The organism is Rhodococcus pseudokoreensis (genome assembly GCF_017068395.1).
Taxonomy (GTDB): domain Bacteria; phylum Actinomycetota; class Actinomycetes; order Mycobacteriales; family Mycobacteriaceae; genus Rhodococcus_F; species Rhodococcus_F pseudokoreensis.
Window position 1 is genome coordinate 64907 of the sequence record NZ_CP070615.1, and the last position, 20538, is coordinate 85444.

The window sequence follows — 20538 nt, forward strand, 5'->3', positions numbered from 1 at the left end:
ATACGACTATGGCACACACCACCATCCGCCGAACCGCCGTCGCTGCCTTGGCTGCGACGACCCTATTGGTCGGCGTGACCGCCTGCTCCGACAACGACGCGGCGGATCCGGCGGTAGAGCTCACTGTCACCGGTGACCCGGCGTTCGAGGGTCCCGACGGGGCGGACACGTCGAACAAGACTCCTGACGAGTTGGCACGGGAACAGGCGCTTGCGAAGGTCAATGACTTTTACGCTGTCGTGGGCAAGCTTGATGGCGATGCCGCTGCGCCGATTGAGCAGCTCGACACCGTTGCCGGTGGTCCCGTGCTGGATAGCTGGCGGGGAGATATCACCCTGCGTCGATCGCAGAACGTGGTCGGAGCGGGCGACGTCAAGGTTGTCGATGCGAAGATCACCGACGCCGGCATACCTGTAGGCGACGACGGCAAGGCTATCTCCGGGCCCGCCTGGGTCCACGTGCGCGCCTGCACCGACATCTCCGGTATGACCTGGACGAAATCAGACGGTAGTCCCGCCTACGACGTCAACCGGCCGCAGTTTGTGCTCGCCCAGTTGACCGTCCGGAATGCGGAGTGGCCCGATGCAAACGGCTGGCGAGTCACCAGCGATGCAGCAGCCCGATACGCGCCGTGCGATGCACCATAACCAAGGAGAACACATGCCAAATCGTCGTCGTTTTCATGCGGCCGTGATCGGCGCGCTCGTTCTGGGGAGCCTGGTTGCGTCGCCACACTCAGCGCTTGGACAACCCGGCTTCGGTTCTGGAGGAATAGACGTCGCTCCAGGTTCCGGAAATCTGGGTGCGAACATTGTCGTTCAAGGCAGCTACGTCCAGGTACCTTCGGCGTCGCCTGGCTCCGGCGGCTCCTCAGGGGCGAGTGCAGTGGGGACGGGCGGCGGTGGGTCTGGATACGGTGGTGGTGGTGACGTCGTGGCCGCTCCTAAGGAACCTCCGGTTCGGGAGCAGTTGAAGGCGTGCGGCCGATTCACGGACTGCGTTCCGCTGAGTCCGGATGTGGGTATGCCGGCCACTCCGGTGAGCATGACGCAGGTCATGAATGTGGTGGGAACAGCCGTGACCGGTATGCAGCTTGAGGAGCCGCCGATGTGCTGGACCCCTGAACCTGCCAACTTCCCTGGTGGGAGAACCGGTTTGGTCGGAAAGAACGCGTGGGCGTGGGTTTGCCCGGATCAGATCCGGGAGAGCACCGTCGGCCCCGTGACACGTGTCGTCCCTGGTCCGGGAGGCGTCGTGGTGACCGCCACAGCTGTCAACTCGAGTGTCACGATCAACTGGGGAGACGGGTCCCTCCCGACAATCTGCCCGGGCGCGCTTCTGCCGTTCACCCCGTACAACGACCTGATCGACGCCAGTCCGCTGACCCCACCGAGTGGATTGCCATCCCCGACATGCGGTCACCACATCGAGAAGACATCGATTACGCAGCCCGGCGGCGTGAACAACGTATCGGCGTCGTCGGCGTGGATTGTGAACTGGACAGCAGTATGGCCAGGTGGCGGAGCAGGTGGAGTCGTGCCTGTTCCGTTGACCTCCAACTACCAACAGCGAATCGGTGAGCTGCAGGTGCTGGTTACGCCCAATTGATTCGACGTGGACTCCGTTCGATGTTGGTGCGGCGTCGGTCCGGTCAGAAACTCAGTGGCGCTGGACGCGCAGGACTGAGTCCCCGGATCGATGCCCTCGCGCCACTGCGGTGTCGACGTCGCGACCTGTGCAATGAGTCCGCGAAGTAGCTCAGATCAGGAAGTGTTGCTGCTGCTGGAGTTTGGTTGCCAGATCGAGTGAGGGCGTGATGGAGAAGCCCACTGCTACGTTCTGGCTCGCTTACGAGGAGGCGAGTTGTCGTCTCCTGCGGAAATTAACAGAACGGAGAACAAGCATGACCGTAGAGCAGGCGGTTACGACCACTTCCGCAACCAAGCCGGTGAGCACCCTTGCGCAGAAGGTCACGGCAGGCGCGGCCGTCGCGATCGCCTTGTTGATCGTGTTTGGCGGCTTTCTCCTTGGGGTCATGGTCTTCGCCGCGGCGGAGGGCGTTGATCGAACGATCTCGAACCTGACAGATGTAGACGACCCACGAGTTGTTCGACAGGCGATCTGCCTGCCGTACTCAGATTTTGTTCTTCGGCAACATCAGGCAGGCCTGTCTACATCGCAGATCCAAGGTGTGCTGGATTATGCCGGACACGACGGAGAGGGCAGCGCAGTCGACAACTCGGATGTCTGCGGCAGCCCCCAATCCATTCTCGACGCGGCGGGGATCAAGTAGGTAGTCATACGGCAGGCTGCCCCGCGGCACTTCCACAGGCCTTCAACTTGGGGAGTACGTAACCACCCGCGCTGGTGAGTGCCGAAGACGCCCGCCACCAGTCTTTATGGTGGCGGGCGTGCGTCGAGCGATCGACGAACCGCTAGAGTTATTGGTGTTCTGGTGACCATCCCCCCAATTTTGTTCCCAGAACACCCCCTTGTGCCCCGGCGTCCCCCGATGCCGGGGCACATTCATTGCAGTGAGGACGGATCGAGGGTGACGGAGACGAGGCCAGGGCGGATCCCGGTGGGCGATCCCATTGCACTGCGGTTCGATCCAGAGACCAAGCGCAAGCTCGAGGACATGGCCGAGGGGATCGGCCCACGTCGATTCGGGGCGTTGATTCGTGTTGCCTGCCGACGACTGGTCACCCAGCCCAAAGCTGTCGGCACTGGCCTCGCCGAACAGCGACGGCTTTCGGAAGCGCTGCGGGCAATCCCGCTGGTCATGCTCAAGATTAAGCTGGAGCCGGACACAGCCCAGGAGTTCGCGGCGCTGGCCGCCGCGTATGACACCACGGTCAGCGCGCTGATGAGGATCGCGCTGCACCGATTCCTGGAAGCGCCTGGCCGCTATAAGCATCCGATGCGCCGCGAGGCCGAGCGGACAGGTTTGTCCGACTGGGTCGACGTGATGGTCAACCCGTCCAGCAAGCAGCAGATCTGGCGACTCGCCGGCCGATACGGGGACAAGCTCAACACGTCCTTGCTCCGGGTCGCACTACGACGACTGCTCGAGGTGCCCGGTGACCTCGCCGGAGACCTGGAAACCATCGCGCCGCTGCGCGATCTCAGGCCCGAAATCTACGCCAGGGCGAATGTGCACTTCGACGAGCCTCTGCGCGACAAGCTCGACGGGTTGGCTGCACGGGTCGGGTCCGATCGCGCTGAGCTGATGCGCCTTGCCGCGAGACGGGTGCTCGAGGAACCCGGAAAGATCGAACAAGCAGTGAACAACGAGGTCTTCCGTAGCGAGAAGAACCGGAAGCACCTCATGGCCAGGCACGCTCGCCGCCAGGCGCGACGCCATACGCAGCCCGACTGATCACCGCGGACAACCTTCTGTTCCCGACGCTAAGTCACCTGCGGTGCTCCCATGATTGGAAACCCTCGCAAGAATGCTGCGTTCGGTGGCCGGCTTTCGTGCCCACACGAGGGTGGTGGTCACCAGTCTGCGAAGAGGTTGTAGAGCGCATGGCTCGCGATTGAGGGGAGCAGCGACTTTGTCCAGATGGCGAGGACTCCCCAGAGAAGGCCGGCGACCACCATGAGTGCTGCGTTCAAGGCGGAGAAGGTGTCGTGTCCGATGCCGAATTCATAGCCAAGGAAAATCCAAAGAACGGCGATCAGGATGCGAGCTGCCCATTTGGGCCAGCCGCTGCGAATGCATCTGCGGGCAAAGACGACCGCAGCGACAAGTGGTCCTCGGAACATGAGTTCTTCAAAGACGACCCCGGACATCAGCGTCGGACCAGGGATGTGGCCGGCCCAGCCCGACGTTGACCAGGTGGACCTATCAGCGTCCGCGGCACGTTGCGCAGGTGATTGGTCCGTTCCTGCTGTCGCGACCACGAGGTCGAGAATCGGGCCTCTCAGCAGTGCCGTCACTGCCGGGGTGACGATTGTGACAGCAAGGAGCATCACGATAGTCCGAGGCTGTGGAAGTGTGCGGCCGATGCTGCGTGCTGCCCAGCGGGCCCGGGCGACCGTGGCACGGGCGCCATGGGAGGAACCCAACAGAGCAAGCATGCAGAGCAGGAACACGCCCCAGATGATGGCAAGAACAAGAAGGCCGAGTCCGACCGCGTTCCCTTCTTGAGCGGATATGGTCGGTACGCCCGCAAAAAAGATGAGGAATACCCACAGCAAGACTGCCAAGCACAATCTCGGGAAGCCGGTCTTGAGCGTGGCGGGCCGTCGTGGATTTGTACTTGCTACGAGCAGGTCACCCGTTGATGTTCGGGGCTTGTCGTTGGACAACGAGAGCTACCTTTCCAGCGACTGCGTTTGTGCGGTGATACGTCTGCTGCGAGTTGGACCGCAGGCATGCGATCACCGGCTGATGAGTGCAGCGTGGGGCGTGGATGAGCTGCCCAGCTCGACAGTTCTGCCCCGCGGCGCATCCGGACAGCGGGGATCGTCTCGCTCAGAAATTCAGGTGGCGTGCGAGACGGCTGATCGGATGGGTTTCGACATTCGCGGGTCGACCGGGCCCGATGATGCGCACGCCACCGCTCACTCGGACGTGGGCCTCGCCATCGATGCGGACCGTGGTGGTGTCGGTGGCGGCGATCAGAGCTTGACCGTGGGCTTGGACGTGGCAATGACTGTGCGCGAAAACGATGGCGCTGTCTTCTGCGCGGATCCTGGCGTTGTCGGTGCCGACGATATGGCTCTTACCGCGGGCATCGACGGTGCTGTCGTCGAACGCTTCGATGTGAGCATGTTCGTAGGCAGTGACCCTGGCGTGGTTGGACGCTTGGACGAAGCACCGGCCGGCGGCTGCGATGGAGCCGCCGGCGATTCCCGCGCAGGTTTGTCCGATAATTTTGACCTCGACTTCGCTGGGGACGTGACCAAGGTCCAGCCAGTTCTCCGGGTCGGCGTCGATGACGACGCTTTTCGCTCCAGCGGCGAGGCGCTTGGTGTATTCCGCATAGCTGCGGACCGGCGATGCGGAGCGGCCACGCCGCGGCCGACGTGAGTTGCGCGTGGATTTCTTCACTGGTGCCCCCATGAGTCAATACTGCCTTCGTCTGGTGTCGTTCGTGCGAGCGCCGATGTCGGCGCGTCGCGCGTGGGCTACACGAGGTTCGGTGTGCCGCGGTGTTCTGTGTCAGTCGCCGATCTTGACGGCATTCCCGGTCGGGTCGACGCATTGCAGATAGGAGTCGGCGTGTGATCGGTCCGGAAGGTAGGGCCAGCTGCAGTTCCAACCGTCGATGACAGCGAATCGCCCTTGTCCATGTGCGGCGACCGTGCGGTCGTTGAGGTAGCGATCACTGATGCTCAGTGCTGCTGGGCAGCTCGGAGTTCCGGCGATGATGATCACAGGTGCAGTCGCACCGTTCAGGTTGTTCGTGACGATTCCGCACTGAGCGCTCGTGGGCGGCAATGCGGCGGCAGCGGTGGCCTGCGTAGCAGTCGTCGCCGGCTGTGTCTCGGATATCCGGGTCTGAGCGTCGGTCACGCCGGGCTGACCTTGATCAACGGTGGGGTTCGTCGACCACTCGACGTGTGTGGCAGCACCAGCTGGTTCGGCTGACGGGGATACGGTCTCGGCTTCTGTGCTGCTGCACCCGGTGAGGATGGCGGCCGTGATGAGGGACAGTGCAGCAATTTCCGTGGTGGTTCGTCGATTCACGAGTACTCGCTTCTATTCCAGTCCGACAGGGAGGACGCAATGTCGAGCCCAGTGATATGTGATGACCTGGACAAAACGACGCCCGGCGCGACCACCGCCGCACCAGCGGGTCCAAGCTGCGGTTTCTCGAAGGGCCCTTCCAGTGGGCGGGCTCCCGCATCGGTTCGGTGGTGCTGAGACTGTCCAGGTGGACGGCTAGTGTCGATCTATCCCTTATGTCTGTCGCACAGTTGCGGAGGAGTGCCTAAGATGACCGAACCGACGTCCGAGCTGGCGGGCAGTGGTCCCAGCGAGGAGCCACAATCGCCGGCCGTCGGTGCTGAAGATGCGGCAGGGCAACGCAGTGATCATCTGTCGGCGACGGTGTACGCGCCTGCTGGGATTGTCGTCGTCGCGAGTGTGGTGGTGTGGTTCGCGGTTCGGTGGCTTGATGTCGAATACGGCACAACAGGGCTGTGGTGGGCTGCAAGCGCCTGCGCTGCAGGTGGTGCGGCGTTGACTGCGGCAATAGCGCCGATGATGGCCCGGTTGTGTAAGGCGGTCGATATTCCATCAGAGGCAACCGGCCGGCGGATCGTTCCTGCGGCTACGACCGCGGGAACGTGGTTTGGCGCCGCGCTGCTCACCGGCGGCGACGCGATCTTGACGGCCTGGCTTGCACTGAGCCTGCTGTGCGTGTGGGCAGGGTGGATCGATCACTTCACGCTGCGGTTTCCGTTGACGTTGATCCGGTTGACCACTGCAGTGGGCCTGATGTTGGGGGCATTCGCTGTGGCGGTGGATCAAGATCCTGCGGCAGGTGGGCGCGCTCTTCTCGCCGGCATGCTGGTGTTCGCGTTCAACCTTGTCTTCGCGATCGTCACCCGCGGCTACCCCGGGCTCGCCGACGTGCGTTTGAGTTTCATTCTGGGTGCTGCCCTGGGATGGGTCGGATGGATGAATGTGCTCTCAGGGATGTTGCTACCGAACGTCCTCGCGCTCGTGGTGATGCTGTGGGTGAAACTTATCGGACGACGGAAGGATTTGGGGGAGTTCGGTTTCGCCCCCTTCCTCGTCTTCGGAACTGCGCTGGCGATCGCGGTCCCCCCGATGTGGTGGATCGTCTGGATCTAAACGCCGCAAGGAGTCCTAGGTTTTGCCTGGTGGTGGTGGCCAAGTTCAACCGCGCGGAGGTGCGATGCGGATGAACGTCCCGGGGGTGTTCCCAAACACAAGGGAAGGAAAGGGGAGGGGAGGGGAGTGAGTGATATTCGGGTAAGGCCGATTTTCTATCGTGACGAGGTTCTTCGTCTTGTTGCTGTGGGAAGTGTCTCGTTGGCGTGTGCTGTCGGTGTGGCGTTGTGGGCGCTCATGGTTGTCGACGTTCAGGGTGGGGCAACCGGGTGGTGGGTAGGGGGCGGTTGTTGGGTCGGCTATCTTGGGTTGACGCTCCCAATCTTCCTAGCTTATTCCCCGAATAACATCGACTGCATCAGGTTCCTCGTTGGGCATTACGCGACTGTCGTGAGCTTGGGCGTCATCGCGACTTTGCGTCTATCGCACGGGGAGTCGATCGCGCCCTCATCGACGGGGATGTGGGCGGCGGTTGCTGGAGTGACCGTCTTCATTTTTTCGGTCGCCTGTGTATTAGCTGTGAGGGAGCTTGATGCGGCTCGGCGTCGTGGACATAGGGCGACGCGGTTGACCGATCCGACACTGCCTGCGCAGCTGATCAGCATTCGCGAGTTGGTGCTCGAACTTGCTGCTGCTACCGAGGGTTCGGACTCACAACGAGATTGCGGCGAGCGGCTGTGGGAGGCCGTCAATGGGTTGCGTCTAGTTTTCGGGGATGTCTATCCGTTGACGATTAACTTGGTGGCGTGGTTCCTTCTGAGGGGAAAACCAGCCCCCGTTCCAGCGGAGGAGGTGGACGAGTTGCTTGCGACCATCGATCAGGGGTTGTTGATTCTCGCTTCGGTTCCGTACGAGGAGGGAACAAGTTTGGGCGCGTGGATGGATGAGTACGAAACGGCGGCGAGCAGGTTTCGGAAAGTGTATCGGCGACCCCCGATCCGAAATTGAGTGTCTGAGCGGGGTGGTGATGCCGTGATCGGCGCGCGATCGAACGTGTTCTTCGGCTGAGGTGTCGAGGGCCGGGTGACGGGTTTCGAGATTGGGAGGTGTTTTCGGTATGGACGATGCGGACCAATCCGCCCCGATGTCGTCGATCGTTCAGACGGAACTGCCGTGTGAGTTCTGCGCGGAGCATCCTCAGTACTTCCCCGGTGACCCCGTCGGCTTCGTGCGTGCGGCCCGCTGGGCGGTGGTCGTCAAGGATTGCTGCCACTTCGACGCTCGCGTGGACTACCTCCTGTGTGACGAGCACTGGGCAATGATCCGACACCAACAGCTGCCCGGGCAGTGCCCTCGGTGCGGGGCGATCGCCTACTCAGTCAAGGACATCGTGTGTACCGAGATCCCTCTGGGAAGGACGGTCGATGGGGAGTGGCCGGTGATCCGTCGATAGGCGCGGAGCCACCGTGTCGTTGACCGGCAGACTGGCCTTCAAATAGGACGGCCGCCGCCCCAACGGTGTTCCGGGCGCGGACATCATGCTGAGCGATGTCGGCCTGTGTGGATGGAGACCCATCGGTTCTGTCCAAAGACATGTCACACAACCCCGGTTGTGTGGATCTTCCTCCAGATGATTGGGAGTGGTGGCACTTCCTACGACGGAGGTGCGTCTGTTGTGGCGGAGTTGCCGATCGCTCGCGGTCCAGGTGGGGTAGTCAAGGTCCGGACCTATGGTCCTCGCAATTGCTGTCGTGAGGACTAAGGAGTGGTACCGATGAATGTTGAGGTTCGCCGTATCCACCCGACGGATGCGAAGAAAATCCGCCGCCACCTTCATTCAGAGTCGCTCACCGGGCGTCACCGCGCGGACCAGTATGGATGCGGATGGTTGGCTCGAGGTCTGGATGGCCAGCGATGAGGGCCCCCGGGGATCGCACACGCCTCGTCCTCACCGCCGACGGCACCTCTCTTGCGGTGCGTGAGATCGGATCCCGGATGGCGCCGGTCACTGTGATTTTCGCGCACGGATTCTGTCTCCACATGGACGCCTGGGCACCGCAACGGGACTACCTGGCTAAGGCATGGCGTGGGCGCGCCCGGTTGGTCTTTTTCGATCACCGCGGCCATGGTGGATCCGACGCGGCTGACACCGACAGTTACACGATCAGCCAGCTTGGACGGGACCTGGATGCGGTGATTCGCACGGTGGCGCCAAAGGGGCCGATTGTCCTCGTCGGGCACTCGATGGGCGGGATGGCCGTGATGTCCTACGTCGCCCATCACCAAGAGGCCGCGGCCGCGCAAGTCGTGGGAGTCGGGTTGATCTCGACCGCCGTCGACAATGTCGCCGGCGCCGGCATCGGGCGCGCTCTGAATACGCCGGCGGTGACGATATTGCGGTCGGCATCAGCTCACGCCCCAGGGCTCGTCGGGCGCAGCTGGAATCTCTCACGTCGCATCTTGTCGCCGGTGGTCGGCGCAACTTGCCCGCTTGCTCCGAGTGCAAGTGTCCGTGCCGCCGCCACGTCCTACGGGATGGTCCACGCGACGCCGATCGCCACCGTGGCCGCCTTCCTGCGGGATCTGCGGATCTACGACGCTTCCCCGGCGCTCGACGTGCTCGCGAAGATGCCGGCGTCGATCATCTGTGGAACCCGGGACAGGGTGACCCCGATTGGGCACTCACAGCGACTCGCGGCGGCTCTTCCCCTCGCCGAACTGATCCCGGTGAGCGGAGCGCGGCACATGGTCGGCCTCGAGCGCCCTGACGTGGTGAGCGAGAGTCTCGATCGACTGCTCGGCCGCGCGGTAGGGCGCCGCGAACAGGACACCACCCGCAGGTCCAAATCCGACCTCGTCGGGGCGTGAGATCTGCGCGTGCCTGAGACCTGACGAGACAACCACTGATGGGGAGAAGTGTTGAGTATTCACCAGGACGTTGACCTGTCATCCGGTCCGGCGCACCACCGGACGGACAAGCTCGTTCACCGCGGCGCGAGGTCGTACACACGCCATGTTCTGAACCGGGTGGCAGCGTATGGTGTGCAGGTCGGGGCGCGGCACCGGTGCATCGATCTGCATCACGAACCGAAGACCTACAACCCGTGGCAAGACGCCACCTATTGCCGCTGCGGTCACATCCGGTGGGCCGGCGAGCATGCGCAGTTCGACACCGCCGTCGAAGCATTCGAGGGTTTCCCTCATCACCCCTCGGGCCGGCCGGATCCACGGACCTATCCCGGAAAGAATGACACCGAATCGCGGCAGGTCAGCGAGCAGCGGCCCATCGGGCGAAGCGAGCTACGGCGGTGATTCCGGCAGAAGCGGGCGACCCCGCGGCTCGCGCTGTTCTGGACATGATCGATCGCGTCGGGATCGACCCTGAGAGCGACCAGTTTCTGACGGCGCTCGACCGTATCCATTTACAACTCCTCTCGCCGAGGGTGGCCATGATCGTCGCAAGGCGAGCGGAGGTGGGTTTTACCGCCTACGACGTGAATACCTATCCCCGACGGACTATGTGGCGTACGCAGGTCCCGTTCGGGCGGACGAACGGCGGTGTCGTTGTCGAGATTCCCCTCGTCGTGATCGCGCCTGTTCTGATCGGCATGATTCCTGTCCTACTCAACATGAATCCGCTGTTTCAGTCTCCGATCACGGATCTGGCGGTATTCATCTCCGTGGCTGCAGGTGTGGAGGTCCTCGCGATGTGGTGGTGGATCCGCCGCGATCCCCTCAGGCTGACCGCGGCGGACAAGCAGATGATCCGCGGCAGCATTGCCAAGCTCGATGCCTACGTCTGGGCCGGCGGCGACTTCTTCGAACTTCGTCTGGCCATGACTGCGTTCGCGATCGTCGACGATATTCGTGAAGTGCCGGCATGGAGTCACGAGGGCCTCGACATCCACCGCATCCGGCTCGATATCGTGGACCAACTCCGAGTGATTCTCTGCCACTGCGGTGAGCTGGCAACTTTCCGGGCCAGCGTCGGCGAACCCGCGTCAGGGGTCAGTGCCGAGGCTGACGCGGCTCGGACTGCCCACCACGAGCAGCGACGGTGGTTCGACCAGGTCAAAGAATCACTGATCAGGCGGGTCGCAGCGTTGTGGACATATCACCAAGACCTACTGATGCTTCAGGACTCCATCGACGGTACTGCGGCTCTCGGTCGCATCGACGCTCACGCACCGGCGCTCGGGGAACTGCTGGTCAACTCGGCGAATGATGACCTCGCAGCGTCGGCGATCGGTGACCTGGCCACCGACCTGGCCGATCTACATCAGGCGCGGGAAAAGGCGCTGGCCCAGCTGCGCGGCGACGTCACCGGATTCGATCGGTGCAGCTGATGGGCCGCAGCCATGACCGGATCAGCCCAGACCGCGGCAACGGTGTGTTCGATCCCGACCGGGGCGACAGCGACGTCGCCACCCGCAAGGAAGGCGCCCTGATCTCGCAGCACGCCTACGACACCCGCGCCGATCTCCGCAGCGGAGCACGAGAACTCGACACCGCTACCGAGAACCTACCCGGATTGACCCGGGCGCAACGGGACCTCAACCGTGCCTATCCACGGCCCACGCCGGCGGCAATCGGAAACTCTCGGCTACGCCCCCAGCTGCCACCGGCGATCGAACTCCGTCGCACACTGTCGGCACGACAACGGAACACTCGATCCGCGGCGAAGCGCCGGGTCCTCGACGCCATGCCGAAAGCCCAGTACACGGCGCTGGCGTCGTTGACGTCGGACCCGAAGACCTGGCGGGAGACGAACAGCGCCCTCTCCGCTGTGGCCGGCGACGCTGTCGAGCTCGACGATGCTCGCCGCAAGCAGGTCCAACGAGTGGACAGGGCCATCCAACGATACGAACGCGAATCCGGACGAGGTCATCTCGTGTACACCTCGGTGAGCATCCCCAACGCGGTCGTGAACCCGTCAGATCTGCCCTCGACGCTATCGCCGGGGACGGTCCTGTCCTTCGACCGGTTCACTGCAGCAACCCATTCGCTGCACGAGCTGGACTCGACCGCCCGGCCCACCGATGTCGTCTTCGAGATCCAGACCGACCGGGGCATGTACTACGGGCAATCTTCCCGCGTAGACAACTCGCACCACTTACTGCCGCGAGGAATGCAGCTACAGGTGGTGGGGGCTCATTTTGTGCCGTACGAGCGACCCGGACAGCCACCAGGGGAGCGCCTGGTCGTCCAACTCGTCGATCACGAGACGCCATGACAAGTCGAGGCGGGGCGTTCGAGACAGATTCAACCCACCGGAAGGAACACACAGTCATGACTGCGGACAAGCCGCGCCACCGGCGCCCCGACCTGACCTTTCATCCCGATATCTTCGCTGCGCCCGCGCAATTCAGAGTGGTGAAAGCCGCGCCACACGACGATGCGGATCCGACCGCGGACACAACGCAAGGGAAAGAGGGCTCCGGCGCTCATACCGGACGACGAGATGGCAAGGGGCTGTGAGCAGAAAGAAAAGTCGGAGGCCACCTACAAGATGGTGTGCCTCCGACTCACCCAGTGCATTCTCAGTACCCACACCCTATTTGATCTTCCGCATCCGGTCCAATTCTCTACGCCCTATTGGCCGATGTGGATGCCCGACTGGGTTGCCCCGGTTGTGAGTTCGGTCGAGTTGTACAGGTCCATCTCTACTGTCCTGATCGCACGACACCCTCGCGGTCATCGAGACAGTACTTCCGCCCTTGGCCGCCACACCCTCGGCTAGGAGACATCATGGATTTCGCATCGATCATCGTCGGCGTCGCAGTGGCCGGCGCATCAGCTGCCCAGGGCGGCGGAGTGGACCCCGCGATCACCGACAGCGTCACGGCGGTCGCACAGGAACAGGCACCAGCTCTCGCCCAGTATGTTCCGGACCCGCAGCCCTACCTCGACGATGCGGCCCGGGCAGTGCAGCAGGCGCAGGAGCAGTTGCCCGCCGAGTGGCAAGCCGAGATCGAAAACGCCATTCCACCGGAAGTCCAGGATGGGGCTGCAGGCGCCAGGGAACAGCTCCCGCCCGAGGCCCAGGGCCTGATTCCCGAGGTCGTCCTGCCCGCCCCTAGCCCGGAACCCGGACCCGCCGGCGGTGTCACCAACCCCGCAGGACCCGCAGCTCAGGCACCGTTCTCAACTCCGCCGCAGGAGACGAATCCGTTAGTCCTTCCTCCTGCCGTCAGCGGCGCACCCACCACTGCTGCCGGCATCCCCTCCCTGACAGGACTGCTCGCCCCGACCGCAGTCAGCGATCTGACCTTCGATCCCCGCTTTCCCCGCAACCTCAAGTTCGCGCGCGCGGTCATCGAAGCGGCGATGCGTGCGATCGGATTGCCCTACCAATGGGGCGGAGGCCTTCTCACCGGACCGTCGATGGGCGACGGCACCGGCGGAGCTACCGCCGGCTACGACTGCTCAGGGCTCACTCGCTTCGCCTACTACATCGGCACCGGAGGCACGAAGGTCTTGCCCCGCACCTCACAGGAACAGTTCCGCGCAGGCCAGCGGATCACCATGTCCCAAGCCCAGCCCGGTGACCTGCTGTTCGGGAACTGGCAGGCAGACGGAGCCAACCACGTCGCGATCTACCTCGGCGGCGGAAAAATGCTCGAAGCACCGCAGACCGGCCAGCTCATCCAGATCAGCGCCGTCCGCCCGGACATGATCCCCGCCCGCTTCCTGTGACCATCGGGGACAGTGCCCTGCGCTTGTGTAGGTTCTCATGATTGATGTCGCTTTTCTCATCGATCTGTCGCCCAGATGTCGCTTCCGACATTTTAGTGAGAATCGATCTCGGCGTGTCTGCGGCCTGATCCTGGGCTTGGGCGGTTGGGTGTCCGCCATGACTAATGAGGGCAGCCTGATGTGGGCTGGTTTGGCGGGAGTTGTGCCGGGGTCGGAAGTGGCCGTGCGGTTCCGGGGAGACGACGGAGCGTTCGTCGATACGACGTTGCGGCGGTTACCGGTGGAGGAGGTGCTGGCGGGCCGTCCGGTGCGGGAGTTCCGGTCGTGGCAGGGGCGGCGGCACTATTCGGGTTGGTACTGGTCGGCTACCACGGGTGGTCATGTGGTCTACGAGAGCCGTCTGGAACTGGCGAGAATCCTTCTAGCGGACCAGGACCCGACCGTGGTGGCGATCGCGGCGCAACCGTTCCTGCTCGAAGGTGTCGATGGCGATCGGAAACGACGGCATGTGCCGGATCTGCTGCTGGCGCACAAGGATGGAACGCTGACGGTGGTGGACGTGAAGGCAGCTGCCCGCGTTGCCGATCCGAAGGTTGCGGCTCAGTTCGCGTGGACGAGGGCGGTGTGTGAGCGACACGGTTTCGGGTTCGAGGTATGGACGGGTGCCGATGCGGTGCTGGTGGAGAACTTGCGCTTTCTGGCCGGGTATCGGCGGCCTGCCACGATCGCGACCGAACTGGTGCCGGCGGTGATCGATGCGGCGGTCGTGCCGGTGGCGATCTCCGCTTTGGAACGGCGGCTGGGCCTGTCGGTGCCGCAGTGGCTGGTGCGACCGGTGATCCTGCACCTGTTGTGGCGATCGTGGCTGGTGGCGGATCTGTCGCGGGTTCTCGGCGGCGACACGCTGGTGTCGGCGGAGGTGGTGGCGTGAACGCGCGCACGGTGACGGTCGCGGTCGGGGCGGGGCTGATGGTCGACGGCGACGCGGCGCGGGTCGTGGAGTTCGACGGCCGTAAGGTGGTCGTTGAGTACGCGGACGGCCGCTACGGAAGCTTCGCTTTGGCGGAGTTCGTCTCGCGGGCACGTGGTTTGGAGCCGGTCGAGGAAGGTCTGGATCCGGGGCTGGTGCTGGCGGGGCTGTCACCGGCCGAGCGGGAGCAGGCCGCAGCGCGAGGCGAGCATGTCCGGGAGGTGTTGACCGGCTACAGGTCCGGTTACGCCGAGGCCGCGCGCACAGATGAGCCCCGCCCCGGCTATGCGCCGGCGGTGGGGCTGAAGGCACGCTGCGAGGCCAAGGCCGCGGAGTTGGGGGTGGCGTCGCGCACTGTCGAGCGGTGGGTGGCCGCCTACCGGGATGCCGGTGAGGCGGGGCTGGTCGATGACCGGCGCGGCCGTGGCCGCGGCTCGACGGTGGATCCGCGCTGGGAGGCGGCGGTGGCCGCGGAGCTGGCGGCGGGGGTGTCGGCGTCGACACCGACCCGCTCGGCGGTGCTGATGCGAGCCGCCGAGCGGCTCGAGCGCGACCACGGGGTGGGAGTGGTGGCGCTGCCGTCGCAGGCGACCGCCTATCGGCGGCTGGCAGAGCTGGTTAAGGGCACGAACGCGGTGAGTGGGTCGGCGAAGGCGCGGCGTTCGATCGCCCAACGCCCGAAGGGGGTTTACGGCCGGCTGCGCGCCACGCGTCCGGGTGAGTATCTGATTCTGGATACCCAGGATCTGGATGTGTTCGCGATGGAGCCGGTGACCTGTCGGTGGGTGCGGGCGCAGCTGACGGTCGCGCAGGATCTCTTCGACCGGCAGATCCTGGGGTTGAAGGTGACCCCGGTGTCCACGAAATCGGTTGATGTCGCCAGTGTGTTGTTCGAGTCGGTCACAGGCCGCAGCGCGGGGCGCCCAGCGTTGGGGCCGGTGCACGGGTTGCCGAAGCATCTGGTGTTCACCGAGGAGAACACCGGCGCCGACGCCGAGATCTGGTGCCCGCCCGAGACCCTGGTGATCGATCACGGCAAGGCGTTCCTGTCGGCGCATGTGATCGGGGTCTGCGCCCGATTGGGGATCTCGATCCAGCCGGCCCAACCGCGCAAGCCCACCGACAAGCCCACGGTCGAGAGGTTCTTTCGTTCGTTGAGAGAGGGTCTGATACAACATCTTCCGGCCTACAAGGGCCCGGACCTGCACAGCCGCGGAGAAGGTCTCGAGGAGCAGGCGTTTTTGTTCCTGCACGAGCTCGAGGATGTGATCCGCGACTGGATCGTGACGGTCTACCACCCGAGTGACCATGACGGGATCGCGGTCGCCGAGTGGCCGAATCTGGCGATGTCGCCGAATGACATGTTCGCCCTGGGCATCGCCAAGGCGGGAGTGTTGCGGATCCCGGCCGCCCCGGAGCTCGCCTTGGAGTTCCTGCGGGTGGTCAAACGCACCATCCAGCATTACGGCGTCGAGATCGACGGCCGCCGCTACAACGGTCCTGCACTGGACGGCTACCGCAACGCGACCAGCCCCTACGGCGGCCTCGACGCCGGGAAATGGCCGTTTCGCGTCAACGACGACGATGTCCGCCACATCTACTTTCAAGACCCGGGCGATGGGCAGTGGCATCAGCTCGACTGGGAACACGCGCCGATGCTGGGCACTCCCTTCTCCGACGAGGCCGCCCGCTACGCCCGCATCCTCGCCCGCCGCACCGACCGTTTCACCGACCCCGCCGAGACGCTGGCCACATTGCTGAGCCGGTGGGATGCGGGTGAGGTTCTCGACCGGCGCGAACGGCGCATGGCCGCCCGGCTGGCGGCCGAGCGCAGCGGCCTGGCCGCGGCAGCCGAGCTCGAACTGGCCGCCGACCCTGTTCCGGCGCTGAGCGCCGCCACCACCAGCTCGGGCCCGCCGGTGGTTGGCGACGACGATGACGACAGCGAGATCCTCGACGACGTCGACGACTTCTACGCCGACGCGCTGGAGGTGCTCGAGTGAGCAGCGCCTACAGCCTCTCCCGCAAGGACGGGTGGCGCCGGTTCGTCGACACCGCGCCCCGCACCCGGCCCGACACCCTTACCGCTACGGCGTTGTCCGCCTTGGGGAGTGACGCCCGCGAGGACTATGACGACGCCCGCCACGACTGGCACGCCAACTTCGGCACCATCGCCACCCCGCAGCTGAAGGCGGTGCGCGACGAATTGGAGTTGATCGTCGCCTCGAATCGTCAAGATCCCGATCGTGTTCGGGGCGCGGCGGTCATCGACGGGTTCCCCGGTCTGGGCAAGACGACCATCGTCAACCTGTTCGGCCGCGACTATCACCGCCAGGCCCTGCGTCGCCGCGGCCCGGTCACCGAGTCCGGTGATGAGCACATTCCGGTGTTCCGGGTCGGTCTGACCTCGAACACCACGCTGCGGACGTTGAACAAGATGATCTGCCAGTTCTACGGGCATCCCGGCGCCGATCGCGGCAGCGCCGCCCAGTTGGCCACCTACGCCCTGGACTGCGTCCTCTCGTGTGATTCGCGGGTCGGGATCATCGATGATATTCACTTCATCGACCAGAACAGCCGAGACGGGCTCGCCGTCAGCAATCACCTGAAATGGCTGGCCAATGAGCTGCCGGTGACGTTCATCTACGCCGGAGTCGGTCTCGGAGAACGCCGGTTCTTCGAGGAGGGCCTGTCCGGGTCCTCGGCCGCGTTGGCGCAAAGCGCCCGGCGCTGGACCCGCCTCGAAGTCGGCACCTTCGCCCACGACCGTCACTGGAAATCCCTGGTCAAGGCGGTCGACAAACAGTTGGTGCTCACCTGCTGGCAGCCCGGACAGCTCACCGGCCTGGCCGACTACCTGTTCGCCCGCACCGGCGGGCACATCGGGTCGCTGATGACGCTGATCAACCGCGGCTGCTTCAAAGCGATCCGCACCGGAGCCGAGGCGATGTCACAGGAGCTGCTCGACACCGTCCGCATCGACGAAGCCTCCGAAAAGGCACGCCACCGGCTCGAAGCCGCGACCCGCACGAGAGTCGAGCGCAAGCAGGTGAGGCGATGACCACGATCACCACTCTGCCGTTGCGAACACCGATCACCGCCGGCGAGAGCCTGGATTCCTGGATCGACGCGCTGGCCCGCCGCAACGACACCTCCCCGCGGGAAGTGCTGCGCGCCTTGGGCACCGATCACCTCGGTCTATCGATCCGCCAGCTGGTCGATGAACTTGATTCCACGGAGCTGCGCCGCATCGAAGCCGCTACCGGGCTGCCGGCCCGTCGTCTCGACGCCGCGACCGGTCCCGCCGTCCCCGGGATCGAACGGCTATCGATGCATTGTTCACGGTTCTGCCCGCGCTGTTTGGCCGAGGCCGACGGGCGTTGGCAACTGTCGTGGCGGTCGAGTTGGGCGATGGTCTGCGGTCGGCACCGGCTGCTGCTGCACGACACCTGCCCGGGACCGGACTGCCGAGCAACGCCCCGAGTGCAGATCGTCGGCGGCGCCACCGCACCACCGGCGTCGACCTGCAGCCGCCCCATTAGTCGGTCGTGGCTGCGTTGCGGCGGCGAGCTATTCGCCGCGGCGGACCTACCCGCCCCCGACGAAGTCCTCGATGCCCAGTCCTGGATCGATCAACTGATGGCCGCGGCCCGCGCACCTGGCCCCGATCCGGCCCATGCGACACTGACCGATCTGCATCTGGTGGTGGCCTGGTTGCTGCGCCTGGACCGCGCGGCCGCGATCGCTGCGGCCCGCGCGATCAACCCGCGTCGGCACGCGACTCCGCCGCAACCGCGCAACGGCAGCCCGCCCGACCTCGATGCGGCACTGACCGCGGCGCTTCTGATTCGCGCCAGGACTGTTCTCGGGGACGACGAGGCTAGCGCGATCGACGAGCTGCGCACACTGGTGACGAACCATCCTAATCCACAACGGGTCTCGCCACCAGAGTTCACCAAGCGACACTTTGTGGTCATGCCGAGCCAATTTCCCAACCGCTATCTGCGCGCCGTCGACGCCGATCTACCCGGAGCCGTCCGGCTGCGCATGCGGACAATCACTGCCTCGGCCGCAATACCGCGCGCCGATGGGGCTGCGCGGATCCGGATGCTGCCGCAACTGTTCTGGCCCGACTGGGCCGGCCGTCTGCTGCCCGTCGCGGGCGGCTTCCACACCGACCTGTTCCGAGCTGCTCTCAGTGTCCTGCTGACCGTCCCCGGTGATCCCTCGCAGCGGATGGACACCCACGCCGGGTTGTTGAACCCACGCGTCACCGCCGCCAACCTGAGCATCACCCTGCAAGGATTCGACAAGCTTCCCAGCGGATCGGCGCTGACCGATGTCCTCGTGCTTCTCTGCCGCATCACCGAACACCTCGACCAACACGGCACACCGATCGACTACCAGCGGAGACGTGAGCAGATCCCCGCCGAAACCATCACCTGGGACCAGTGGCGTGACCTCGCCTGTTCGGTCGGAGCGCACCCCGGCAAGCACCGTCAAGGACGGCTGCGGCACGCCCAACGTCACCTGCATCAACTGCTGTCCGGTGCCGACCTCGCCGACCACCGCCACCCACTGGCGTTCCGCAGCCCCAATGACCGCGGCACCTTCGTCGAGTTCACCACCGCCATGGCAGCGCCGCTGCGCCGAGCCCTGAACGAACACGCCGAATCCATACTGGTTAACCTCGCCATCGACGAACCACTGACCTGGTCGCCACCAACCGACCTCGCCGACGGGCTCGCCCTGCCGGGCATCGATACCGGCGACCTCGACCCCGACAAGGTCAGTCGCCTGGTCGTCGACGAACACCGCTCCTCGAGGGAGGCCGCCGAGGTTCTCGGCGTCCACCTCGAGCACGTCCGCATCGCGATGGAACGTCTCGACCAACCACGACGACAGTGGGCGCCCCATGCGGCACCCGCCGCATGGTTGCGTGAACAACACGCCGCCAGGCTGTTCACCCGCGAGTTCTTCGATCGCGAATACATCCAGGCCGGACGCAGCCTGAACGACATCGCCGCCGACACCGGCATCGGCCGCCACATCATCACCCGATTCGCCAAACAAGCCGGGATCTCCCTGCGCAGGGCCCGTGCACCCTTCCGCATCGACCCGGTCTGGCTGCGCGAGCAGTACTGCGCGCAGCTTCGTTCGACCGCCGACATCGCCGTCGAACTCGGCACCGAGCAGATGCGCGTCAACAATGCCCTGCATCAGCACGGCATCCCGGTTCGGCCGCAAGGCGTCGCGAGCCGCACCGAGATGATCATGACCTTCGACCACCTCCCACCGATCATCCGCGCATCTGTCGAGGGCACCCTGCACGGTTGGATTCGGCTGCACCGCTTCCGGATCACGATGGCGTTCCCTTCCCTGGGCACCGCCGCCGGCTACCTCGGAATCAAGTCGAACAGCCTGCTCCACCAACTCCGACTCCTCGAACATCACGTCGGAGCACCCCTGTTCCACCGATCCCGTCGCGGCACCGCGCACAAGCCCACCCCACACGGACAGACGCTGCTGCGCGAACTCGACAACGAGCACGTTCAGCCACTGATGACCGCCGCCCTGCATGCCTGCAGTGCCCTCGCAATGCCCGACGCGAAGACCCTCGCACACGCGGTGCGCGAAGCAATGACACCGCCACGAAACCCTGGCCTCCTCAAACCTTTCAGAGATATCCCCGTCGGTCGGCTGCGGATGACCCGCACCACGCTCACCCTGCTACGCCACCTCACCACAACCGATGCCGAGGAGTTCTATGGCCACGGCCTGCATCAATGCACCAGCATCCAACACGGCACCCTCTACCCACTCCTGAGAAGTCTCGAACAAGCCGGATGGCTCACCAGCCGCGACGAAGACGAGGCCGACTGGCTCGCGGGCGCCCCACCCGGATGCGGACCAGGACGACGCCGCACCTACTACCGACTCACCCCAGACGGGCGGCGCGCTGCCCTCCGCGAACTCAACACGCCAAGAAAGCGACAGAACAGTGAGAACCCAGGAGCGACAAACCCATGAGAAACCACACCATCAGCCCAGGACAGCCACGACCAGGACGACAAGAAGGACGAGAACCTACAGCTTGATCCCGAAGCGGAACAATACGATC

General features: G+C 64.7%; 20 protein-coding genes. 17 read left to right on the top strand and 3 right to left on the bottom strand.

Annotated elements, in window-relative coordinates; genetic code table 11:
* Positions 1-8 precede the first annotated feature (8 nt).
* The 4 genes from JWS13_RS02525 (at position 9) to JWS13_RS02540 (ending at position 3379) form a co-directional block, all read left to right on the top strand.
* A complete protein-coding gene (locus tag JWS13_RS02525; protein WP_206004350.1) occupies positions 9-647 on the top strand; it encodes a hypothetical protein in 639 nt (212 codons plus the stop codon).
* 397 nt (positions 648-1044) lie between these two features.
* Positions 1045-1608 carry a hypothetical protein gene (locus tag JWS13_RS45330; RefSeq protein WP_241032027.1) on the top strand — a complete coding sequence of 188 codons (564 nt, stop codon included), beginning with the start codon at positions 1045-1047 and terminating at the stop codon, positions 1606-1608.
* 295 nt (positions 1609-1903) lie between these two features.
* Positions 1904-2293 carry a hypothetical protein gene (locus tag JWS13_RS02535; RefSeq protein WP_206004354.1) on the top strand — a complete coding sequence of 130 codons (390 nt, stop codon included), beginning with the start codon at positions 1904-1906 and terminating at the stop codon, positions 2291-2293.
* A 219-nt stretch (positions 2294-2512) separates the two neighbouring features.
* A complete protein-coding gene (locus JWS13_RS02540; protein WP_206004356.1) occupies positions 2513-3379 on the top strand; it encodes a ribbon-helix-helix domain-containing protein in 867 nt (288 codons plus the stop codon).
* Positions 3380-3498: 119 nt separating this feature from the next.
* Here the strand turns inward: JWS13_RS02540 and JWS13_RS02545 are convergent, their stop codons facing one another.
* The 3 genes from JWS13_RS02545 to JWS13_RS02555 form a co-directional block, all read right to left on the bottom strand.
* Positions 3499-4314, bottom strand: a complete 816-nt coding sequence (locus JWS13_RS02545; RefSeq protein WP_206004358.1) for a CPBP family intramembrane glutamic endopeptidase — start codon at positions 4312-4314, stop codon at positions 3499-3501.
* 166 nt (positions 4315-4480) lie between these two features.
* Positions 4481-5071, bottom strand: a complete 591-nt coding sequence (locus tag JWS13_RS02550; RefSeq protein ID WP_206004360.1) for a hypothetical protein — start codon at positions 5069-5071, stop codon at positions 4481-4483.
* A 99-nt stretch (positions 5072-5170) separates the two neighbouring features.
* Positions 5171-5524 carry a hypothetical protein gene (locus JWS13_RS02555; RefSeq protein WP_241032029.1) on the bottom strand — a complete coding sequence of 118 codons (354 nt, stop codon included), beginning with the start codon at positions 5522-5524 and terminating at the stop codon, positions 5171-5173.
* Positions 5525-5947: 423 nt separating this feature from the next.
* On the opposite strand from JWS13_RS02555, the gene JWS13_RS02560 reads away from it, so the two are divergent.
* From JWS13_RS02560 to JWS13_RS02620, 13 genes are all read left to right on the top strand, one after another.
* The gene (locus JWS13_RS02560; protein WP_206004363.1) at positions 5948-6811 is read left to right on the top strand and encodes an A24 family peptidase; all 864 of its coding nucleotides are present in this window, start codon (positions 5948-5950) and stop codon (positions 6809-6811) included.
* Positions 6812-7291: 480 nt separating this feature from the next.
* Positions 7292-7759: a hypothetical protein gene (locus JWS13_RS02565; protein WP_206004364.1), complete on the top strand. Its 468-nt coding sequence runs from the start codon at positions 7292-7294 to the stop codon at positions 7757-7759.
* Positions 7760-7868: 109 nt separating this feature from the next.
* Entirely contained in the window at positions 7869-8204 is a 336-nt protein-coding gene (locus tag JWS13_RS02570) for a hypothetical protein (RefSeq protein ID WP_206004365.1), read from the top strand.
* A gap of 461 nt (positions 8205-8665) precedes the next feature.
* Complete coding sequence (locus JWS13_RS02575; protein WP_206004366.1) at positions 8666-9619, top strand: alpha/beta fold hydrolase; 954 nt, start codon at positions 8666-8668, stop codon at positions 9617-9619.
* A gap of 159 nt (positions 9620-9778) precedes the next feature.
* On the top strand, positions 9779-10063 hold the full coding sequence (locus tag JWS13_RS02580; protein ID WP_241032030.1) for a hypothetical protein: 285 nt from the start codon (positions 9779-9781) through the stop codon (positions 10061-10063).
* Positions 10064-10107: 44 nt separating this feature from the next.
* Complete coding sequence (locus JWS13_RS02585) at positions 10108-11097, top strand: hypothetical protein (RefSeq protein ID WP_241032031.1); 990 nt, start codon at positions 10108-10110, stop codon at positions 11095-11097.
* The gene (locus JWS13_RS02590; protein WP_206004369.1) at positions 11097-11984 is read left to right on the top strand and encodes a hypothetical protein; all 888 of its coding nucleotides are present in this window, start codon (positions 11097-11099) and stop codon (positions 11982-11984) included. Before JWS13_RS02585 ends, JWS13_RS02590 begins: the two co-directional genes overlap by 1 nt.
* Positions 11985-12040: 56 nt before the next feature.
* A complete protein-coding gene (locus tag JWS13_RS02595; protein WP_206004370.1) occupies positions 12041-12229 on the top strand; it encodes a hypothetical protein in 189 nt (62 codons plus the stop codon).
* A 270-nt stretch (positions 12230-12499) separates the two neighbouring features.
* Positions 12500-13447 carry a C40 family peptidase gene (locus tag JWS13_RS02600; RefSeq protein ID WP_206004371.1) on the top strand — a complete coding sequence of 316 codons (948 nt, stop codon included), beginning with the start codon at positions 12500-12502 and terminating at the stop codon, positions 13445-13447.
* Between the two features lie 37 nt (positions 13448-13484).
* A complete protein-coding gene (locus JWS13_RS02605; RefSeq protein WP_241032032.1) occupies positions 13485-14378 on the top strand; it encodes a TnsA-like heteromeric transposase endonuclease subunit in 894 nt (297 codons plus the stop codon).
* Positions 14375-16420 (top strand): helix-turn-helix domain-containing protein, encoded by a 2046-nt coding sequence (locus tag JWS13_RS02610; protein WP_206004372.1) that lies wholly within the window; start codon positions 14375-14377, stop codon positions 16418-16420. Before JWS13_RS02605 ends, JWS13_RS02610 begins: the two co-directional genes overlap by 4 nt.
* Entirely contained in the window at positions 16417-17478 is a 1062-nt protein-coding gene (locus tag JWS13_RS02615; protein ID WP_206004373.1) for an AAA family ATPase, read from the top strand. Before JWS13_RS02610 ends, JWS13_RS02615 begins: the two co-directional genes overlap by 4 nt.
* Entirely contained in the window at positions 17475-20447 is a 2973-nt protein-coding gene (locus JWS13_RS02620) for a TniQ family protein (protein ID WP_206004374.1), read from the top strand. The genes JWS13_RS02615 and JWS13_RS02620 overlap by 4 nt, the downstream gene beginning before the upstream one ends.
* The last annotated feature ends 91 nt before the right edge of the window (positions 20448-20538 follow it).